The following is a 16,556-nucleotide window of genomic DNA, read 5'->3' on the forward strand; positions in this document are numbered from 1 at the left end:
AATACTGAGAAATCGCCGCCTCATGGGAGGCGGCAACAGCTTCAACGGTCGGCGACATAAGGGTTGTGGCGCCGCTCTTCAGCAAAAGTGGACATGGGGCCATGACCGGGAATAAAGCAGGTATCTCCCCCCAGCGACCAGAGTTTGTTCTTGATGGAATCCAGCAGCGCTGCGTGATTCCCGCCGGGAAAATCGCAGCGGCCTATGGAGTGTCTGAATAGCACATCGCCAACCCAGGCCAACTTGGCCGCCGGGGCAAAGAATACCAGGTGGCCTGGTGTATGGCCCGGGCAATGAATCACCTGAAGTTGTAACTCGCCTACCCAAATAGTGTCATCCTGCTCAAGAAAGCGGTCTGGATAAAAGACATCACAGTGGGGAAATTGATATAGACGACATTCCTCCGGCAACATATCAAACAGAAAGGTATCATCCTTATGAGGGCCGAGTATTTCGGCAGATGAACTCTTGGCCAATAATCTGGCCGCGCCGATATGATCTATATGACCATGGGTCAGGAATATCTTATCCAGCTCCAGTTTATTGTCTTCAATAAAACTTGTTATCTTTTCTACTTCACCACCTGGGTCTATTACAGCAGCCTTGTTGCAACCATCTTGCCAAACAATACAGGCATTTTGTTTGTAATGAGTTACAGGAATAATTTTGAAGTTTACATTTTGAGTCATTTATATCTCCACAATTATATAACGATAAGTTGAGTTTACTTGTCGATGGATTCTATTGGTTGATATTGCTCAATAAATCAAAAATTATTTTCTGTGATTTTATATTTAAATTAATTAAATTGATTGTTTCAGGCTTTAAATTTATACCTTATTGTTCAATAATCTATTTCACTTGGATTATTGTGAAATGGCTCAAAGGGATTGCGGGCTAATTTCTATAATATTGACCATGTTCCAGCATTTCTATCTGGATTGACTCGAATATGCCTGGGGTTATACTGCCGTAGGTACCTGTCGCAGAGTTTAGACAGGCATCCTGCTTACTGATGAAAACTTGCTGAGGTATCGATGAACTATCGACTGACAAACGAACAAGAAGCATTTATTGCAGGAGTAAGAGACCTGATGTCACAGGAGGACTGGGAGCGCTATTTCTCCGCCTGCGACGACAACAATGAATATCCTGAACGTTTTGTCAAAGAGCTGGCCAAGCTGGGGCTGGACAGTTTGCTGCTTCCGGAAGAATACGGTGGCAGCGATGCCGGTCTGGTGACTCTGGCCTTGATCTGGGAAGAGTTGGGCCGTCTCGGTGCGCCAACCTATGTGCTTTATCAGATGGCGGGTTTTCCCACTATATTGCAGGAAGGCACCCAGGAGCAGATCGACAAGATCATGGCCTATATAGGTACCGGCAAACAGGTGTGGAACTCGGCGGTCACCGAGCCGGATGCCGGCTCGGATGTTCGCAGCCTACAGACCACTTATACCCGAAAGAAGGGCAAGGTCTACCTCAATGGCACCAAATGTTATATCACCAGTGCCGCCGAGACCCCTTACCTGGTGGTGATGGCCAAAGATTCCGCCAGCTTCGAACCAATTTTCTCCGAGTTTTTTGTCGATATGAGTAAACCGGGGATCTCTGTCAGCCACTTGCCCAAGCTGGGACTGAAGATGGACAGTTGCTGTGTGGTGGAGTTCGACAATGTAGAGCTGGAGGAAAAGGACTTTTTCGGTACCGAAGGCAACGGGTTTGCCAGGGTGAAGAAGGAGTTTGATCTGGAGCGTTTCCTCATTGCCTGCAGCAACTATGGTTGCGCCTATTGCGCCTTCGAAGATGCCGCCCGTTACGCCAACAAGCGGGTACAGTTTGACTTGCCGATCGCCAAGACACAGCTAATCCAGGAAAAGTTTGCCTATATGTCGGTGCAGCTCACCAACATGAAGAACATGATTTATCACACCGCCTGGAAGGCCGACAACGGCCAGATGACCCCGGGCGATGCCGCCAAGTGTAAGCTCTACTGCTCCAAGGCGGCTTTCGATGTGGTTGACAATGCCATGCAGGTGTTTGGCGGCCAGGGGATCACCGGCGAGCATCGCATCAGCCGTTTCTGGCGCGATCTGCGGGTCGACAGAGTTTCCGGCGGCTCGGAAGAGATGCAGGTGCTGACGCTGGGCCGGGAAGTGCTCCGGGAGTATGTGTAACAGGCGCTGACTTCGCAGCGTTATTTCATTGAAAAGGCCCGCGAATGCGGGCCTTTGACTGCAGTGGTTTTAGAAGTCGTATCTTAAACCTATGCTTGTGATAGTGTCGTCAAAGTCACTGTAACCCTTGGCATCGAACTGGCCGATTTCGGTGTGGACTCTGGTGGACTTGGACAGCAGATACTCGGCGCCTATGCCCCATTGGCTGACCTCAGGCACTGTCTGGGCTGCTTGTCCCAGGGCATCGTAAATTCGCGTGGCTATGAGTCCGGTTCCCGAATCATCTCGGCCGTACTGGGCCTTGAGCATTAACTTGTCCAGTTGATAGGAGGCACTGACAATATACCCTGTGCCCTCCCGCGCCTGCCATTGCGGCTTGGCCGGATTGACCAGTTCCGAGTGTTGGATCAGGGTTCCCAGCCTGAGCTGCTGCAGCTTCCAGTGCCCCACCAGGCGCCAGGCCTTGATATCTTCCACTCCGTCTGAGTAGGCGGCGGCCAGATACAGATCGCCTTGCTTGAGACGCTTATCACCCCAGCTCAATGCCAACTGGAAGTTGCCGTTGTCTCGACGGGCATCGTCCGCGTCAAAGTGGTTGTCTTCCAGCAGGTAGCTGACCCCCAGTTGCCAGCCGTTCCAGTTTGGCGTGCGATATTCCAGTGAGTCGCCCCAACGTTTATCCCCGGCCATCAGGCGATCGTGTTTCATGCTGTAGTTGTCGAACACATCGACAAAGCCTTTGGTCATCTTGAACACAGGCTCCATGCGCCCGGCCGCCAGCGAGCCCAGCTCTTGATGCCGTAGTCCGAGAAAGGTCGATCTCGCCGATACGGGTTTATTGCCCGCATCCTGTGCGGCGGCGTTGACTCCAAGCTCAATCTGGTAGAAAACCTGCCAGTCGCTGCCGAGATCGTTCTGCCCCCGGACGCCCAGGCGAGTGAAGTTGTTTTCCAGCACTGTGCCTGACTTGGCTTTATGGGTGGCGCTGCCAGAGTCCGAGTGGGTGGTCGAATAATCCAAGCGGCCATAGAGAGTCGGGGCGGCGCTGACGGCTCCGGAAAAGGCGGCGATGGCAGTGATAGCCAGTGGTAATTTTTTCATCTTGACCTCTGAATTCAGTGGCTGAAATTGGAGAATGTGAACTGGTGGCAGTCGTTACATAACACCTTTGCCGGCTTATGCTCGCTGTGGCACACGGTGCAGGGCACATCGGCTCCCCAGTGGGGGGCATCGTGTGGGTTGGGCTTACTGTCACGGGTTTGTTCGGCAATTTGTTGGTAATCGCCATGGCATTCGAGACAGGCGGTTTCTGTTGCCGGACCTTTGGGGGCACCCAAGTGACAGGTCTTACAGTCCTTTTCTTGATACATGAAGACGTGGTTGCTGCGGCCTTCGCGGGAGCCGGACATCTTGGTCAGTTCGCCGGCCCAGGCTTGGCTCGCCAGCAAGGTGCCCATCAACAGGGCTGAGATCAGTGAAGTTTTCATGGGCGACTCCTTAAGCTTTGGCAACTTGTTCACCGGCAATCACCCCAAAGGCGAAGGCATCCGGGCAGGAACAGGCGGTAAGACGGATACGGCCGAACAAACCACCCGTGGCTTCGCCGCAGGCATACAACCCCTTGATGGCTTGCCCTGTGGTTAGCGAGATGACCTGGGCCTGTTCATTGATCAACACGCCACCTTGGGTGTAATTGAACTTGGGACGGGCCTTGATGGCATAGAAGGGGGCGCGTTTGACACTGACCTGCTTCAGGGCCTTGAAGTCTTTACCGAACTGACTGTCGGTGCCGGTTTGGGCATCGGCGTTGTACTGGTTGAGTGTCGCCTTCAGGCCAGGTAGATCTATGCCTTCGCCCTGGGCCAGGGCTTCGAGCGTGTCGTAGCGTTGCATCATGCCTTCTTCCAATGCCAGCTGCAGGCGCTGCTTGTCGTGGAAGTTGTCTATGCCGTCCTGGTCATAGATGTTCAGCGGGAAGCGACCATTGTTGCGATCCATTATGTTGCAGATGGCTTCAGCCACTACTTGGCGGTTATTTCGCTCGCTGATAAAACGCTTGCCGCTGGCCGGGTCAACCAAGGCGCCCCACTGCAGGTCTTCGGTGGGAATATCGAAGGCAAAACGCATCAGCGACAGGTGCACAGTTTGCGCACCGGCGGCCACCAGAGCCTTGAGCGCACCGGCCGTGGCGCCTCTGTGGGTGGTGGTGGGGATGTATTCGCGGATATTGGGAAACTCGGCCGAGCGGAACTCCACATCGCGGCTGTAGCCTCCCACGGCCATGACCACACCTTTACGCACTCGATAATGCTTGATAATGCCGCTGCGGTTGTCACGATCATCGTTGGCCAGGGCGGGATCGAAGTGGTATAGCTCCCGGACCTGCAACCCCAGCACATCCCCGTTTTCGTTCTGGATCAGCCGCTCGAACTTGACCCGGCGGCGGACCTCACCCTGCAACTCCTGGGTGTAAAAGGCTCGCAGTGGTCTTAGGATCCCCTTGCCGCCGCCATTGACCGGATACAGGGTTCTGGGTACTGAATGGCCACCCAGGCTCTTGAGCTTGTCGTGGAAGCGGCAACCGCGCTCTATTGCCCAAGGCAGCACTCGGGTCGTGGTTTCGGCCATGGTCAGCGTAAGATTTCTGTGGTTCTGAAAACCACCGGCGCGACTGATATCTTCGGCAAACAGCTCGGCCGAGTCCTGGATACCGTCTCGCTGTTGCAGATGACTGTTGACCACAGAGAAGTTGAGTCCGGAGATCGCCGACGTTCCGCCGAGCACCGGCATTTTCTCGATGATGATGGTGTCGGCGGCACCTTGCTCCTTGGCGCGAATGGCGGCGCAGGTACCGGCCAGGCCGCTGCCGACCACCACGACATCGAAAGTTTCATCCCACTGGACTTGGGGTTTGCTGCTCTTGTCGGCAGCCAGAGCCACAGGTGCCAGCCCCAGGGCGGAAACGGCCAGCCCCCCCTTGAGAAAAGCCCGCCGGCTTTGTGTCACTTTAGCGTTCATATCAGCCTCTCTTTTTGTTTGCATGGCACCATGGAATCAAAATCATCAGCGCCGCTATATAGCGGTTTTCCGAAAGCGAATCTCAGATGTGAAGCCGATCAACTCCCGCGCTTAAAGCCGCTTGTCGCGGCATGAAATAACGCATAATGGCGAGGTGTTTAATGCTTAACTAATTTGCCATGTGCCGTTATTTGCCAAGCGTGTTGCTGCTGTTTTGCCTGTGCCTGCCCCAGGCCTGGGCCGATATCCGTATCGGCATGCTCACTTTTGGCGAGCCGGCCGATGCCCTCTTGGCCTGGCAGGACACGGCGACAGCAATAAGCGAGCATACTGGCCAGAGGGTGACTCTGTTGCCCCTGACTCCGGCTGAGCTGGATCAACAGGTGAGCCAAGGCGCTTTGGATTTTATTCTCGCCAATCAATACGCCACTGTGGGTTATAAGAAAGACCATGGTGTCAGCCAGTTATTGACGCTTATACCCAGAGATGGCCGGGATCCGGAACTGGCGATGGGGTCGACGCTGGTGGCCCGCCCCGAGGTGCAACTGACGAGTTGGCAGCAGTTGTCACAACTGAGGATCATCTCTACCGATCCCAAGGCCTTCGGCGGTTTTCTGATCTTCTGCGGTGAACTGGCTCGGCGGGGGATCAACCCTGCCACCGAGCTCAAGGCGTTGCAGTTTGTCGGCTTTCCGCAGACCGCTTTGTTGGACAGGCTGCTGAGTGGCGAGGCCGATCTGGCGGTATTGCCGGCCTGTGTGCTGGAGCAGGCCATCGCCTCCGGACGTTATCCCAAAGAGGCGTTTAAGGTGTTGCTGGCGGAAAAGCACCCTGGGTTTCAGTGTCAGGTATCGAGCCGTTTATATCCCTATACCGCTCTGTCCAAGCCGGGTCACACAGATAATGCCCTGGCAACCGAAGTGGCCAGGGCACTGCTGGCGCTGACTGAGGGTTCGGCCGCGGCCAAGGCGGCCGGGTATGCGGGTTGGTCTGTGCCGGTGAACGATAGCAGCGTGTTTGCACTGCGGCGTACTTTGCAGCAATGGCCTTTTCAAACCAACTGGCACAGGGTGGTTTCAGGTGTGGCTCCCTGGCTGGGGGCCATCTTGCTGTGCCTGCTGTTGGGGTATCTGCATCACCTACGGATAAAACGTCTGGTGGTACAGCGCACCGGGGCACTGCGCAGCGAAATGGAGCAGCACAGCCGAACCCAAAAGGCTCTGCTTGAGCAGCGGAATCAGTTTTATCGGGCGCAGAGGGTGCTGCTGACAGGTGAAATGGCCTCAGGCATCTCTCACGAACTCAAGCAGCCTCTGGCCGGGATCCGCTATCTGGCCCAGGGGTGTCTGTATCGTCTGGGAGACGAGCAGCAGGAGATCAAAGACGCCCTCGGCAAGCTCATCAGCCAGGTGGACAGGGCCCAGGACACGATTCGCCGATTACGGGAGTTTTGTCAGCAGCCCTGCGAGCGCCGCTGTTTTCGTCTGGACGAGCTCATTCGCGACACTCTGGCGCTGACGGCGCCAGAGCTCAAGCGTCTGGGGGTTGTCCCTGTGTGTGAGTTGCAAGCCGTGACCATAGATGGGGATACCAACTTGTTGCAGCAGGTGTTGGTCAATCTGTTGCTCAATGCCTTGGATGCCATGGAGCATAGTGAGGAACCCTGGTTAAGACTCAGTCTCGAATGCAACGCCAAGCAATGTCGGCTGACGATATCCGATGCGGGCACAGGCTTGAGTGAGGCCAAGCTGGAACGGCTGTTTTTCCCGTTTGAAACCAATAAGAGCAACGGCCTGGGGCTCGGGATGATTATCTGCAAACGTATTGTGGAAGAACATGGTGGCAGCATCAGTGCCCACAACAGCGAGCGCGGCTTGGACATGGTGGTGGTACTGCCGAGGAGAGTTGATGATGACCCCTGTATATCTGGTTGATGATGATCAGGATGTGCTTGAATCACTACAGTGGATGCTCAAAGGCCAAGGCATAGAGGCGGTTGGTTTTGACTGTGCGGCAAGCTTCCTGGATGGTGCGGCCTGGCAACAGCCCGGGGTACTGGTTCTCGATGTGCAGATGCCCGGCATGGATGGGATCAGCCTACATCAACAACTGCTGCAAGCGTCCAGTCCATTGGCGGTCATCATACTGACAGGTCATGGCAATATCGCCATGGCAGTAAAGGCGATGCAGCAAGGGGCGATGGATTTTCTCGAAAAGCCAGTCGATGGTGATCGGCTGCTTGAACTGCTAAGCAAGGGCGCAGCCCTGACGGTGCAGCGTTTTGCTGTCGGCAGTGAACAGGCCGAGCTCCGTTCCCGTCTGGCAACCTTGACCCCGCGGGAGCGAGAGGTAATGCAAAGAGTCTTGGCGGGAAAGCTCAACAAGGTGATTGCCGCCGAGCTCTACGTCACCCAGAGAACGGTGGAGCTGCACCGTAAGAAAGTACTGGAGAAGATGGCCGTCCACAATGTGGCCGAGTTGGCCTTCCTGTTGGCCAAGCTGCAACCGTTACCTATCTGAAGTCTTACTGTAGTTGGTACTGGATAACTCCGTCCTGGGTCAGGCGGAAGATCCACAGGGAGTCGCCTTCGCGGTAATACCAGCTGTTGGCCAGGCCTTCTTCGGCTTTTAACTGAGAAGTGAACTCGCTCATTGCCGCGGCGGGCAGACGGAAACTGCCGCTGGAGCTGTTGTTGTCCAGATCATTGTTGACCTTTATCTCCGTGGCCGAGGGCGGCAATATCGGTGGCAGCCAGCCTCGCTCGAATACTCCTTCAGCCCGTGCTTCGGCCTCGGTGGGGTATTGTTCGCTGATGACATCGCTGCAACCCCAGAGTAAGGCGGTTAATGTCAGCATGGAGCTGATGGAAAGGGAACGCATCAGTGGTTTCATCTTGGGCTCCTTGTCAGTGAAATGGCGTTTTACTGTAACAAAGGCGGCCTGTACCTAGTCTGAAGCCAAGTGAATTGATGGGTGAGCACAGAACTCAGTGTTCACCCATCGGCTGGTTAATGTTTACCACAGCTTGGATGTATAACACCTTCAGTGTTGTTGCCAAGCCCGAGGAAATCGAGGATATGTGGGGTCACGCCATCGACCTGCGTCATGGCGATTTGGCTTAAATCTCCCTGGCAATAGGGGCTAATGCCCGGGTTATCCAGGCTGTTGTTGAGGATCAGAAAGGTATTGCGCTCACCGGTACTCTGGCCGCCATGACCGGTTCCCAAACCGCCGTGATCTGAAGTCACCAGAATCAACCACTCTTCGTCCTGATAGTTGGGCCTTGAGGTCAGCGCTTGCAGCACTTGGGCTATCTGCTGATCTTCGTCGCGTATCTTTTGCTGATAGGTGGGATGCAGTGGTGCATAGGCATGGGTATGAATATCTGTGTTATGCAGATAGTAGAAGATGGCCGTGGGTGGGTTTTGCCAGCCCAGCCACTGTTTGACCGTGTCTGTAGCCTGTTGTGAGTTCTTGTTGGCATTGCTGACCACGAGATCGGCCTTGGCGGGTTTCAGGTTGTGGGTCAGATTGAACCAATCGGCAACCAGCGCCGTGGTTGCGGTAGGGTAGGCCTGCTTTATCAGATCAAAGACATGAGGTTTTTGCAGCACAAGGCTACTGTCGTTGGAGTGGACGCCGTGTTTATCGGCCCAGAATCCGGTGAAGACGCTGGACCAACCCGGCCCACTGAAGGTGGACTGGTGTCCACCGGCCAGCAGATTGTTGTGAAAGGCGCCTGTTGCAATCAGGCTATCCAGTGCCGGCGTCTCGGCGCAATCCTCACATTGGATGGCATCGCCCCTCAAACCGTCCAGTCCTATCACCAGAATGTGTTTATTACCGGGTATCGGGTTCTTGATGCCGTGGCTGTCGAAGCGCTCATAGTAGTCCATCGGCTGTTGCCCCTTATTGAGCTGCCCACCTACGTCGGCGGCTCTCTGGCTGCTGAGGCTGCAATTACCGCTTTGGGTGTGGTAGTTGAATGACTGACACCAATAGCTTCTCTGATCATCGACACAGGCATCGGCACAGGCCTCTGCGCTCAGGCCGGGCAGCTGTTCGCTGTTGTACCCGGGTAAAAAGGCTTGCTCCACATGAACAAACTGTTCGAGTGAACTTGGCTTTAAGCTGTAATGGGCATAGGGGTTACCGGGATAATCTGTCTTGAGTCCACCGACATCGGCCGCGCGTTTGTCGCTGAGATCGCAGGATTGATTCTGTTTGTGATAATCAAAAGAGACGCACCAACTGCGTCCTTCCTCAAGACAGGCACTGGCACATTGAGCCGCGGTTACCCCGGACAACTTCTCTGAGTTGTAACCGGAAATCGCAGCATTGTCTGTCATCTCAAACCTGGACAGCGGATTGTCGCTCGCCTGGGCGCCGGCCGCGGCCAGCAGCAATAGGCTGAGACTCAGGGGTGAAGTTTTCATTGTTAGCTCCTTGCTTTATAGGGAAGGCAAGTGGGTATTTGCCTCTTCCCCGGTTATGGGTTCCCGATTTATTTCAGTGAAAGCTAATGACGGGGCTGTGAATCCTGATTCAGTTTTAGTTAATTACGGCTAGGCAAAAGCAAGCCCCGGGTCACCCGAGTGTCATTGCCTCTGTTGAGAATGGCTGCATTCGAACACAGACGAGGACCTATGAAATGCGCTCCACCTTAGCTTGCCTGTTGCTGCCCATAATGGCGGCGACTCCAGCCCTGGCCGAAGAATCGGCTCCGTTGCAATTTACTCTGAATACTGATGGCGGCATCAAGGTCGCCAATCACGACAAATCGGCCACTTTTCAGTTGGGTGGTCGCTTGCAATTCGACTATGACGCCACCGAATCAAAAGATAACCAGCTCGATACCGAGGACTTCGATGTGCGCCGGGCACGTTTGTATGTCAAAGGGCATGTCGGTGACTGGGGTTACAAGGCGCAGTTCAACATTGCCGAGAGTGACGGCGGCAAGGGGGGCAATGCCGAAGACCTCTATCTGAGCTACCTGGGATTTGGCAAACAGGCGCAGATCACCATAGGTAAACAGGCCGAGCCTTTCGGCCTGGAACGCCTGATGAGCTCCAAGGATATTTCAGCCCTCGAACGCAGTGCCATGACTGAACTGCACAGTCCGGGCCGGGCGCTCGGGGTCAAACTGCACGGTGTCGGAAGCAACTGGACCTATGCCCTGGGGGTATTTGAGTCAGATGGCGACGGTGGCAACGACTTCGAACATAAGGCGATGACAGGGCGCTTTACTTATACCCCCTACCAAGTAGGTGATGCCGTTATTCACTTAGGCGCCAGCTACACCCAGCGTGATGCCGATGTCAGCGAAGATGAGGTCAAGGGCTATGGCCTGGAACTGGCGGCCAGTAGCGGCCCTTTGCATTTGCAGGCGGAATACTTCGGCAGCGAGTTCGGCGATGAAGATCTCGACGGTTTCTATGTTCAGGGCGGCTGGGTGATTACCGGGGAATCCCGTCCTTACAAGCAAGGCAACTTCGGCCGGGTCCAACCGGGCAATGCCTATGGTGCCTGGGAGCTGGTATTGAGGTTCGAACAGGGCGACGGCAATTATGGTGATATTGGCCTGGACAAGAGCACTCAAGTGTACGACGGCAATATGTACACCCTGGGGGTGAACTACTACGCAGATAAAAATGTCCGTTTGGGCCTCAACTACTCCAAGGGTGAAGCCGAGGACCTGCTGGGGAACGAGTTCAGCGGCAGTGAACTGCGGGCCAGGTTCCAGTACGCCTTTTAATTCAATGGCTGCGCCTGGGGTTGTCACAGTTCTGTCTTGATATGACGTAATAATGACGTTTCTGTTACGCCGGCAGGCGCAGGTTCAATAGCACAGCGAGGAAAACAAGATGAACAAGCTCAATCAACTGCTGCTCACTCTGAGCCTTACCGGGGCGGCTCTTTTCAGCCAAAGCGCGCTGGCATTGGAGTCGCTGAAAATAGCCTTGATCCCATCGGAAGATTCCCGCGCCATGATCAAACAGTCACAGGCGCTGATGGATGAACTGGGTAAACAATTGGGGGTTAAGGTCGAAGGCTTTGTTGCTACCGACTACAACGGGGTGATAGAAGCGCTGAGAGCCAAGCATATTGATATCGCCTATCTGGGTCCCTTCTCTTATGTCAAGGCGACTCAGGTCACGGATGTTGAGGCCTTTGTGGTGGCCGAAACCAAGAAGAAGGGCGCAGTGGCCTATCACAGCCAGATCATCGCCAGAGCCGATTCAGATATCAAAGATATTCAGGATCTTAAGGGTAAAGACTTCGCCTTTGTCGACCCTACTTCCACCTCGGGTTATGTGTTTCCTATGGTGGGATTGAAGCATGCCGGTATTGAACCCAAAGACGACTTTGCCAACCTCATCTACACAGGGGCTCACGATGCCAACATACTGGCAGTGAAAAATCGCCGGGTGGATGCTGCGACTGTGGCCGACAGGATCCTCAGTGCCGCCGTCGACAAAGGCATGATTGGCAGTGAGGAATACCGTGTGGTTTGGCGCTCGCCGGCTATCCCCGAGTCTCCCATGGTTTGGCGTAAAGACCTGGCCGAAGAAGACAAGCAGAAGATCCGCACTGCCTTCCTGAGCCTGAAGAATCTGCAGTTCGGCGATCAGGGTGAGGTCAATCGCTATGTGGCTACAGATGATGCCGCATACGATGTTGTCCGCGAAGCTGCCAAGTTGGCACGGCAGTAATGGCAGGGTCAGAAAGATGATTGAAGTCAGAAACTTGAGTAAAGCATACGGCGAGACCCGGGTATTGGAAGATATCAACTTCAAGGTCGAAGCCGGTGAGTTTGTCGTGGTACTCGGCCCCTCGGGGGCGGGAAAGTCCACGCTGCTGCGCTGCATCAACCGCCTGACGCCGCCTTCCAGCGGTGAGGTGTTGATCGACGGCGAGTCCTATCCCGTGGGAGACAAGCATGCCTACCGAATATTATCTCAGCGAATTGCGATGGTGTTTCAGCATCATAATCTTGTTGATCGTTTATCTGTAATCAAAAACGTGCTCACCGGGCGCATGGCCAAGATCCCCTTCTGGGCCTGTCTGTTGCAGCTGTTTCCCAAACAGGATGTGGAGGCGGCATTGAACGCCATCGCCCAGGTTGGACTGGAGGAGAAGGCCTGGAATCGCGCCGATAACCTCAGCGGCGGCCAGCAGCAAAGGGTTGGCATCGCCAGGGCGCTGGCCCAGGAGCCTGACCTTATATTGGCCGACGAGCCAGTGGCCAGTCTCGATCCCAAGACCTCAAGGCAGATCCTGGGGTATATCCGCGAAGTGAGCCGCAAGAACAACATCGCCGTGCTCTGCAATCTGCACCAGATAGATTACGCCATGGAATTCGGCCAAAGGATCATAGGGATCTCCGGCGGCCACATAGTCTTCAACGGCAAACCCGAGGAGCTGACCCCCGAGATAGTGGCGCAGATCTATCCCGGCCTGGAAGATGAAGGCATTGCCAAGTTGGTCACTCGCACCGCCGAAGAACTGCGGCGCAAGAAGGCCGGCGCACCGGTGTTGAAGGAGGCCCTATGTTGAAACAGTATCGATTTGTGGCCAATGCGCCACGTGGCCCCATGGGCTGGTGGGTGTTGCTGCCCATAGCTTTGGTCTCGCTGGCCACACTCAGCTGGACGGTGACAGGCACAGACACTGAAATTGGCAAATTAGTGCAGGGACTGCCCTGGATAGCCGACTTTATCGGCCGCATGTTGCCTCCCAATCTAAGCTATATCACTGACAACCTGATAGGCCCTGCGCTGCAGACCTTGCAAATTGCGCTGTTGGGGACTCTGTTGTCCATAGTGTTGGCCGTGCCGGTCAGCTTGCTGGCTGCCCGTAATCTGTCACCCAACGCCTGGCTCTATCACAGCAGTCGTCAGGTGCTGAACGTGCTCAGGGGCATAAATGAAATTATTCTGGCACTGATCTTCGTAGCCGCCGTTGGCCTTGGGCCCTTTGCCGGTGTGCTGGCGTTGGCAGTGCATGGTGCAGGCATGGTGGGCAAGTTCTTCTCTGAAGCGATTGAAGAGATAGATCAGGGCCCGATAGAGGCGATGCGCGCCTCAGGTTGCTCGACGCCGAAAATCGTGCTGTTCGGCATACTGCCGCAGGTATTGCCGGCATGGATCGGGGTGGTGCTGTACCGCCTGGAAGCCAATATCCGTATCTCCACTATTCTGGGAATGGTCGGCGCCGGAGGCATAGGCTTTGAGCTGATGACCACCATGAAGTTATTCGAGTATGAGAATACCGCCGCTTGTGTGCTGGTTATCCTCTTGCTGGTGTTTGCTACCGACATCATCTCCGCCAGATTACGCAGTTTTATTCGCTGATTTCAGGACCACAACAAGATGTACAGATATCACAATCCTGTAGAGATAATTACAGGGCAGGGGGCCCTGCGCGCCCTTGAATCCCGGGTGGCACAACAAGACTACGTGCTGTTGACCCACCCAGGGCAGACGTTTACGACCATGGCAGAGCGGGTGATTGCCGCAGCCGGTAGGCCACCACTGGCTTGCTTGACCGATGTGGAAGACAATCCTTCACTGGCCAACCTGCAGCGTCTGTGTCGGCAATTACAGGCCCTGCCAGCCAAGCCAGCGCTGCTGTTGGCGTTGGGCGGTGGCTCGGCGATAGATGCCTGCAAGGTACTTTGTGCCACAGGGGGCGATTTTGACCGCCTGAGAGCCATGCTCAATGGAACCGAGCCCTTGGTGCCCTTGCCCTATATCGCGATTCCCACCACCTCGGGTACCGGCAGCGAAGTGACCTGCTGGGCCACGGTTTGGGATCCCGAGACGCAGCGTAAGCACTCCTTGGCGCACCCGGCGCTTTATGCCCGGAGCGCCTTGTTGGAGCCCGAGTTGACCTTGAGTTTGCCACTGAATCTCAGCATTTCTACCGCACTCGATGCCCTGTCTCATGCGCTGGAAAGCCTGTGGAATCACAACCGGAATCCGCTGAGCAGCCAATATGCAGTTAGAGCAGCACAGATGATTTTATCTCAGCTACCTAGGCTTAAGCTTTGCAGTCATGAACTGGCACTACGGGAGACACTGCAGCTGGCCTCCCTGTTTGCCGGATTGGCGTTTTCCAATACCAAGACCTCACTGGCACATAACATCTCCTACCGGGTGACGTTGGAAAAAGGGGTCAGCCACGGCCAAGCATGCAGCTTTACTCTGCCGATGATCATCCGCGCCATGAGTGGCGATACTCACGTACAGCCGCTGTTGGAGCAGATTTTTGGTTGCCCGCCACTATTGGCCGCAGAGCGGTTGGAACAGCTACTGCTCAGGCTGGGTATCGATGTTGACCCCAGACGTTATGGTTATCGGCCCCAGCAGTGGCTGGCACTGGTAGCCGAAGCGGCCGATGGTCAGCGAGGGCGCAACTTCAGCGGCGACCCGCAGCGCCTGCTGGCGCTCTATCAACAAAGTTTTCAGATGGATGAGGTAATTTCATGTCAAAAGTAGCGGGTGTGATATTCGATTGGGCCGGAACTACAGTGGACTTTGGTTCCTTTGCACCGACCAGTATCTTTGTCGAGGCCTTTGCCCAGGCCTATGATTTCGAACTTTCACTCAAGGAAGCCCGTGGCCCCATGGGGTTGGGCAAGTGGGACCATATTCGCGCTCTGGGTGATACTCCAGCCATCGCCGAACGCTGGTTGGTGCAATTTGGCCGTCCCATGAGTGATGAGGATGTCGATGCTATCTACCGGCGTTTTATGCCGTTGCAAATTGCCAAGGTCGGCGAGTTTGCCGACCTTATCCCGGGGACGCTGGAGACAGTGGCCTGGCTCAGGCAGCAAGAGATCAAAATAGGTTCTTGCAGCGGTTATCCGAGGGAAGTGATGGCTGAGTTGTTGCCGGCGGCCAAGGCGCGCGGCTTTGTTCCCGACTCTGTGGTCGCTACCGGTGAACTCAGTGCCGGTGGCCGTCCAGGCCCCTGGATGGCGCTGCAAAACGTGCTCAATCTGGGGATTGCCGATGTTGGACATTGCCTCAAGGTGGATGATTCGGCGCCTGGCATTCACGAAGGGCGCAGTGCCGGCATGTGGACTGTAGGTCTGAGTCTTTCCGGTAACGAATCCGGTATGACACTGGCAGACTTTCTGGCTGCTACAGAGGCCGACAAGGTGTTTGCCCGCCGTACCGCTTCTGTCAATCTGGCTGCTGCAGGGGCGCACTACATCATTGATACTATTGCGCAGTTGCCTGAGGTAGTGCTGGATATCAACGCCAGATTGGCACGGGGGGAGCGGCCCTGATATTCAAGTAAAATCACTGTTAAGCAGCCCTTATTCCCAGCAGGAAAGGGCTGCTTTTTTTGTATGACTGGATTGCGTTTAACCAGTGCTGGCAAGCCGGGATCAAACACTTATCTGGGTATCCTTGTGCTGGGCGACTAGGGCTATCAGGGTCTTTATCATGGGGGAGTTGAGCTGTTTATTGTGCACCACCAGGCTGCTGCTGGCCTTGAGCTGGTCACTGACAATCCGCTTGGTTACTATCTGTTCGTGGGGCGTATGCTCATCCTCGGCCACCACAGAGATACCCAGGCCCTGGGCGACAGCTTCGCGCACCGATTCGCGGCTGCCCAGTTCATAGGCAAGCTGAGGGGCAATGCCCGCGTTTTGCAGCGCGCCAAGAAACAGCTTGCGGGTCAGGGAACCTGGCTCGCGGATCAATAGCTCCTCATTGGCAAAGTCTTCTATGCTCAGGGTGTCCTTACGGCACAGCCGATGGTCTCTTGGCAAAATCGCCATCAGCTTATAGCGATAATAATGGAAAGCCTGCAGCCCAGGCTGACTCTGCGGCAGAACAAAGAAACCGGCATCCACAGTTTCTGTCTCCAGCAGTTGCAATACCTTGTTGGAGGCGGCAAAGGTGATATTGACCTTGATGTTGGGGTAAATAAGCCGAAACTCGCGCACTATGGCCGACAGTCTGACAGGGTTGACGGCGGCGATATGCAGCTCGCCGGTTTGGCTTATGCTGTGGGAAAGCAAAATAAACTCGGCTTCTTTCAGCTGGCTGAGAATTGCCCTGAATGAAGGCAACAGTGCCACCCCGAGCTGGGTCAGGCGATTATTTTCCCGCTGGCGCAGAAATAGCTTGGCGCCATAGGCTTCTTCCAAAGAGGCTATCTGATTGATGATAGAGGGTTGCGATACTTGCAGGTGTTCGGCGGCCTCTTTAAAACTGCGCTGCTGCGCCAGAGCACAGAAGGCGCGGATCTGAGCGAGTGAAATTTGAGGCTTGGGCATCTTTTCGCGAGTAAACAGGGGCTGATGGCATAATTTTGCTACCAATTTATGACGCCACTATGACATG

Annotated in this window: 16 protein-coding genes; 9 read left to right on the forward strand and 7 right to left on the reverse strand. The window is 55.0% G+C overall.

Annotated features, from left to right (window positions below; all coding sequences use genetic code 11):
• Nucleotides 1–41: 41 nt before the first annotated feature.
• A complete protein-coding gene (locus tag HCX89_RS08500; protein ID WP_156018591.1) occupies nucleotides 42–689 on the reverse strand; it encodes an MBL fold metallo-hydrolase in 648 nt (215 codons plus the stop codon).
• Between the two features lie 348 nt (nucleotides 690–1,037).
• Here HCX89_RS08500 and caiA point away from each other — a divergent pair, with 348 nt between their 5' ends.
• Nucleotides 1,038–2,174 carry a crotonobetainyl-CoA dehydrogenase gene (gene caiA, locus HCX89_RS08505; protein ID WP_028780099.1) on the forward strand — a complete coding sequence of 379 codons (1,137 nt, stop codon included), beginning with the start codon at nucleotides 1,038–1,040 and terminating at the stop codon, nucleotides 2,172–2,174.
• 69 nt (nucleotides 2,175–2,243) lie between these two features.
• Here caiA and HCX89_RS08510 read toward each other — a convergent pair whose 3' ends face one another.
• The 3 genes from HCX89_RS08510 to HCX89_RS08520 are packed head-to-tail and all read right to left on the reverse strand — an operon-like array spanning nucleotide 2,244 to nucleotide 5,192.
• The gene (locus tag HCX89_RS08510) at nucleotides 2,244–3,275 is read right to left on the reverse strand and encodes a porin (protein ID WP_167715689.1); all 1,032 of its coding nucleotides are present in this window, start codon (nucleotides 3,273–3,275) and stop codon (nucleotides 2,244–2,246) included.
• 14 nt (nucleotides 3,276–3,289) lie between these two features.
• A complete protein-coding gene (locus tag HCX89_RS08515; protein ID WP_167715691.1) occupies nucleotides 3,290–3,661 on the reverse strand; it encodes a cytochrome c3 family protein in 372 nt (123 codons plus the stop codon).
• Between the two features lie 10 nt (nucleotides 3,662–3,671).
• The gene (locus tag HCX89_RS08520) at nucleotides 3,672–5,192 is read right to left on the reverse strand and encodes a flavocytochrome c (RefSeq protein ID WP_167715693.1); all 1,521 of its coding nucleotides are present in this window, start codon (nucleotides 5,190–5,192) and stop codon (nucleotides 3,672–3,674) included.
• A 179-nt stretch (nucleotides 5,193–5,371) separates the two neighbouring features.
• Here HCX89_RS08520 and HCX89_RS08525 point away from each other — a divergent pair, with 179 nt between their 5' ends.
• Both HCX89_RS08525 and HCX89_RS08530 read left to right on the forward strand, forming a co-directional pair.
• A complete protein-coding gene (locus tag HCX89_RS08525; RefSeq protein WP_167715695.1) occupies nucleotides 5,372–7,126 on the forward strand; it encodes a PhnD/SsuA/transferrin family substrate-binding protein in 1,755 nt (584 codons plus the stop codon).
• Entirely contained in the window at nucleotides 7,101–7,712 is a 612-nt protein-coding gene (locus HCX89_RS08530; protein WP_368039293.1) for a response regulator transcription factor, read from the forward strand. Before HCX89_RS08525 ends, HCX89_RS08530 begins: the two co-directional genes overlap by 26 nt.
• 4 nt (nucleotides 7,713–7,716) lie before the next feature.
• Here the strand turns inward: HCX89_RS08530 and HCX89_RS08535 are convergent, their stop codons facing one another.
• Both HCX89_RS08535 and HCX89_RS08540 read right to left on the reverse strand, forming a co-directional pair.
• Nucleotides 7,717–8,085 (reverse strand): hypothetical protein, encoded by a 369-nt coding sequence (locus tag HCX89_RS08535; RefSeq protein WP_051541835.1) that lies wholly within the window; start codon nucleotides 8,083–8,085, stop codon nucleotides 7,717–7,719.
• A gap of 116 nt (nucleotides 8,086–8,201) precedes the next feature.
• Entirely contained in the window at nucleotides 8,202–9,629 is a 1,428-nt protein-coding gene (locus HCX89_RS08540) for a PAN domain-containing protein (protein WP_167715697.1), read from the reverse strand.
• Nucleotides 9,630–9,844: 215 nt separating this feature from the next.
• Between HCX89_RS08540 and HCX89_RS08545 the strand changes: the two genes are divergently transcribed.
• The 6 genes from HCX89_RS08545 to phnX all read left to right on the forward strand — a co-directional run bounded on the left by HCX89_RS08545 (nucleotide 9,845) and on the right by phnX (nucleotide 15,490).
• Nucleotides 9,845–10,948, forward strand: a complete 1,104-nt coding sequence (locus tag HCX89_RS08545) for an OprO/OprP family phosphate-selective porin (RefSeq protein WP_167715699.1) — start codon at nucleotides 9,845–9,847, stop codon at nucleotides 10,946–10,948.
• A gap of 109 nt (nucleotides 10,949–11,057) precedes the next feature.
• Nucleotides 11,058–11,906: a phosphonate ABC transporter substrate-binding protein gene (gene phnD, locus HCX89_RS08550; RefSeq protein WP_025889647.1), complete on the forward strand. Its 849-nt coding sequence runs from the start codon at nucleotides 11,058–11,060 to the stop codon at nucleotides 11,904–11,906.
• 16 nt (nucleotides 11,907–11,922) lie between these two features.
• The gene (gene phnC, locus HCX89_RS08555) at nucleotides 11,923–12,750 is read left to right on the forward strand and encodes a phosphonate ABC transporter ATP-binding protein (protein ID WP_167715701.1); all 828 of its coding nucleotides are present in this window, start codon (nucleotides 11,923–11,925) and stop codon (nucleotides 12,748–12,750) included.
• On the forward strand, nucleotides 12,744–13,547 hold the full coding sequence (gene phnE, locus HCX89_RS08560) for a phosphonate ABC transporter, permease protein PhnE (RefSeq protein WP_028780103.1): 804 nt from the start codon (nucleotides 12,744–12,746) through the stop codon (nucleotides 13,545–13,547). The genes phnC and phnE overlap by 7 nt, the downstream gene beginning before the upstream one ends.
• Before the next feature lie 18 nt (nucleotides 13,548–13,565).
• A complete protein-coding gene (locus HCX89_RS08565; protein ID WP_167715703.1) occupies nucleotides 13,566–14,693 on the forward strand; it encodes a phosphonoacetaldehyde reductase in 1,128 nt (375 codons plus the stop codon).
• Nucleotides 14,681–15,490 (forward strand): phosphonoacetaldehyde hydrolase, encoded by an 810-nt coding sequence (gene phnX / locus HCX89_RS08570; RefSeq protein ID WP_054744203.1) that lies wholly within the window; start codon nucleotides 14,681–14,683, stop codon nucleotides 15,488–15,490. The genes HCX89_RS08565 and phnX overlap by 13 nt, the downstream gene beginning before the upstream one ends.
• Before the next feature lie 102 nt (nucleotides 15,491–15,592).
• Here the strand turns inward: phnX and HCX89_RS08575 are convergent, their stop codons facing one another.
• Complete coding sequence (locus HCX89_RS08575) at nucleotides 15,593–16,489, reverse strand: LysR substrate-binding domain-containing protein (RefSeq protein ID WP_093983872.1); 897 nt, start codon at nucleotides 16,487–16,489, stop codon at nucleotides 15,593–15,595.
• Between the last annotated feature and the right edge of the window lie 67 nt (nucleotides 16,490–16,556).

The organism is Shewanella sp. Iso12 (assembly GCF_012030025.1).
Taxonomy (GTDB): Bacteria; Pseudomonadota; Gammaproteobacteria; order Enterobacterales; family Shewanellaceae; genus Shewanella; species Shewanella algae.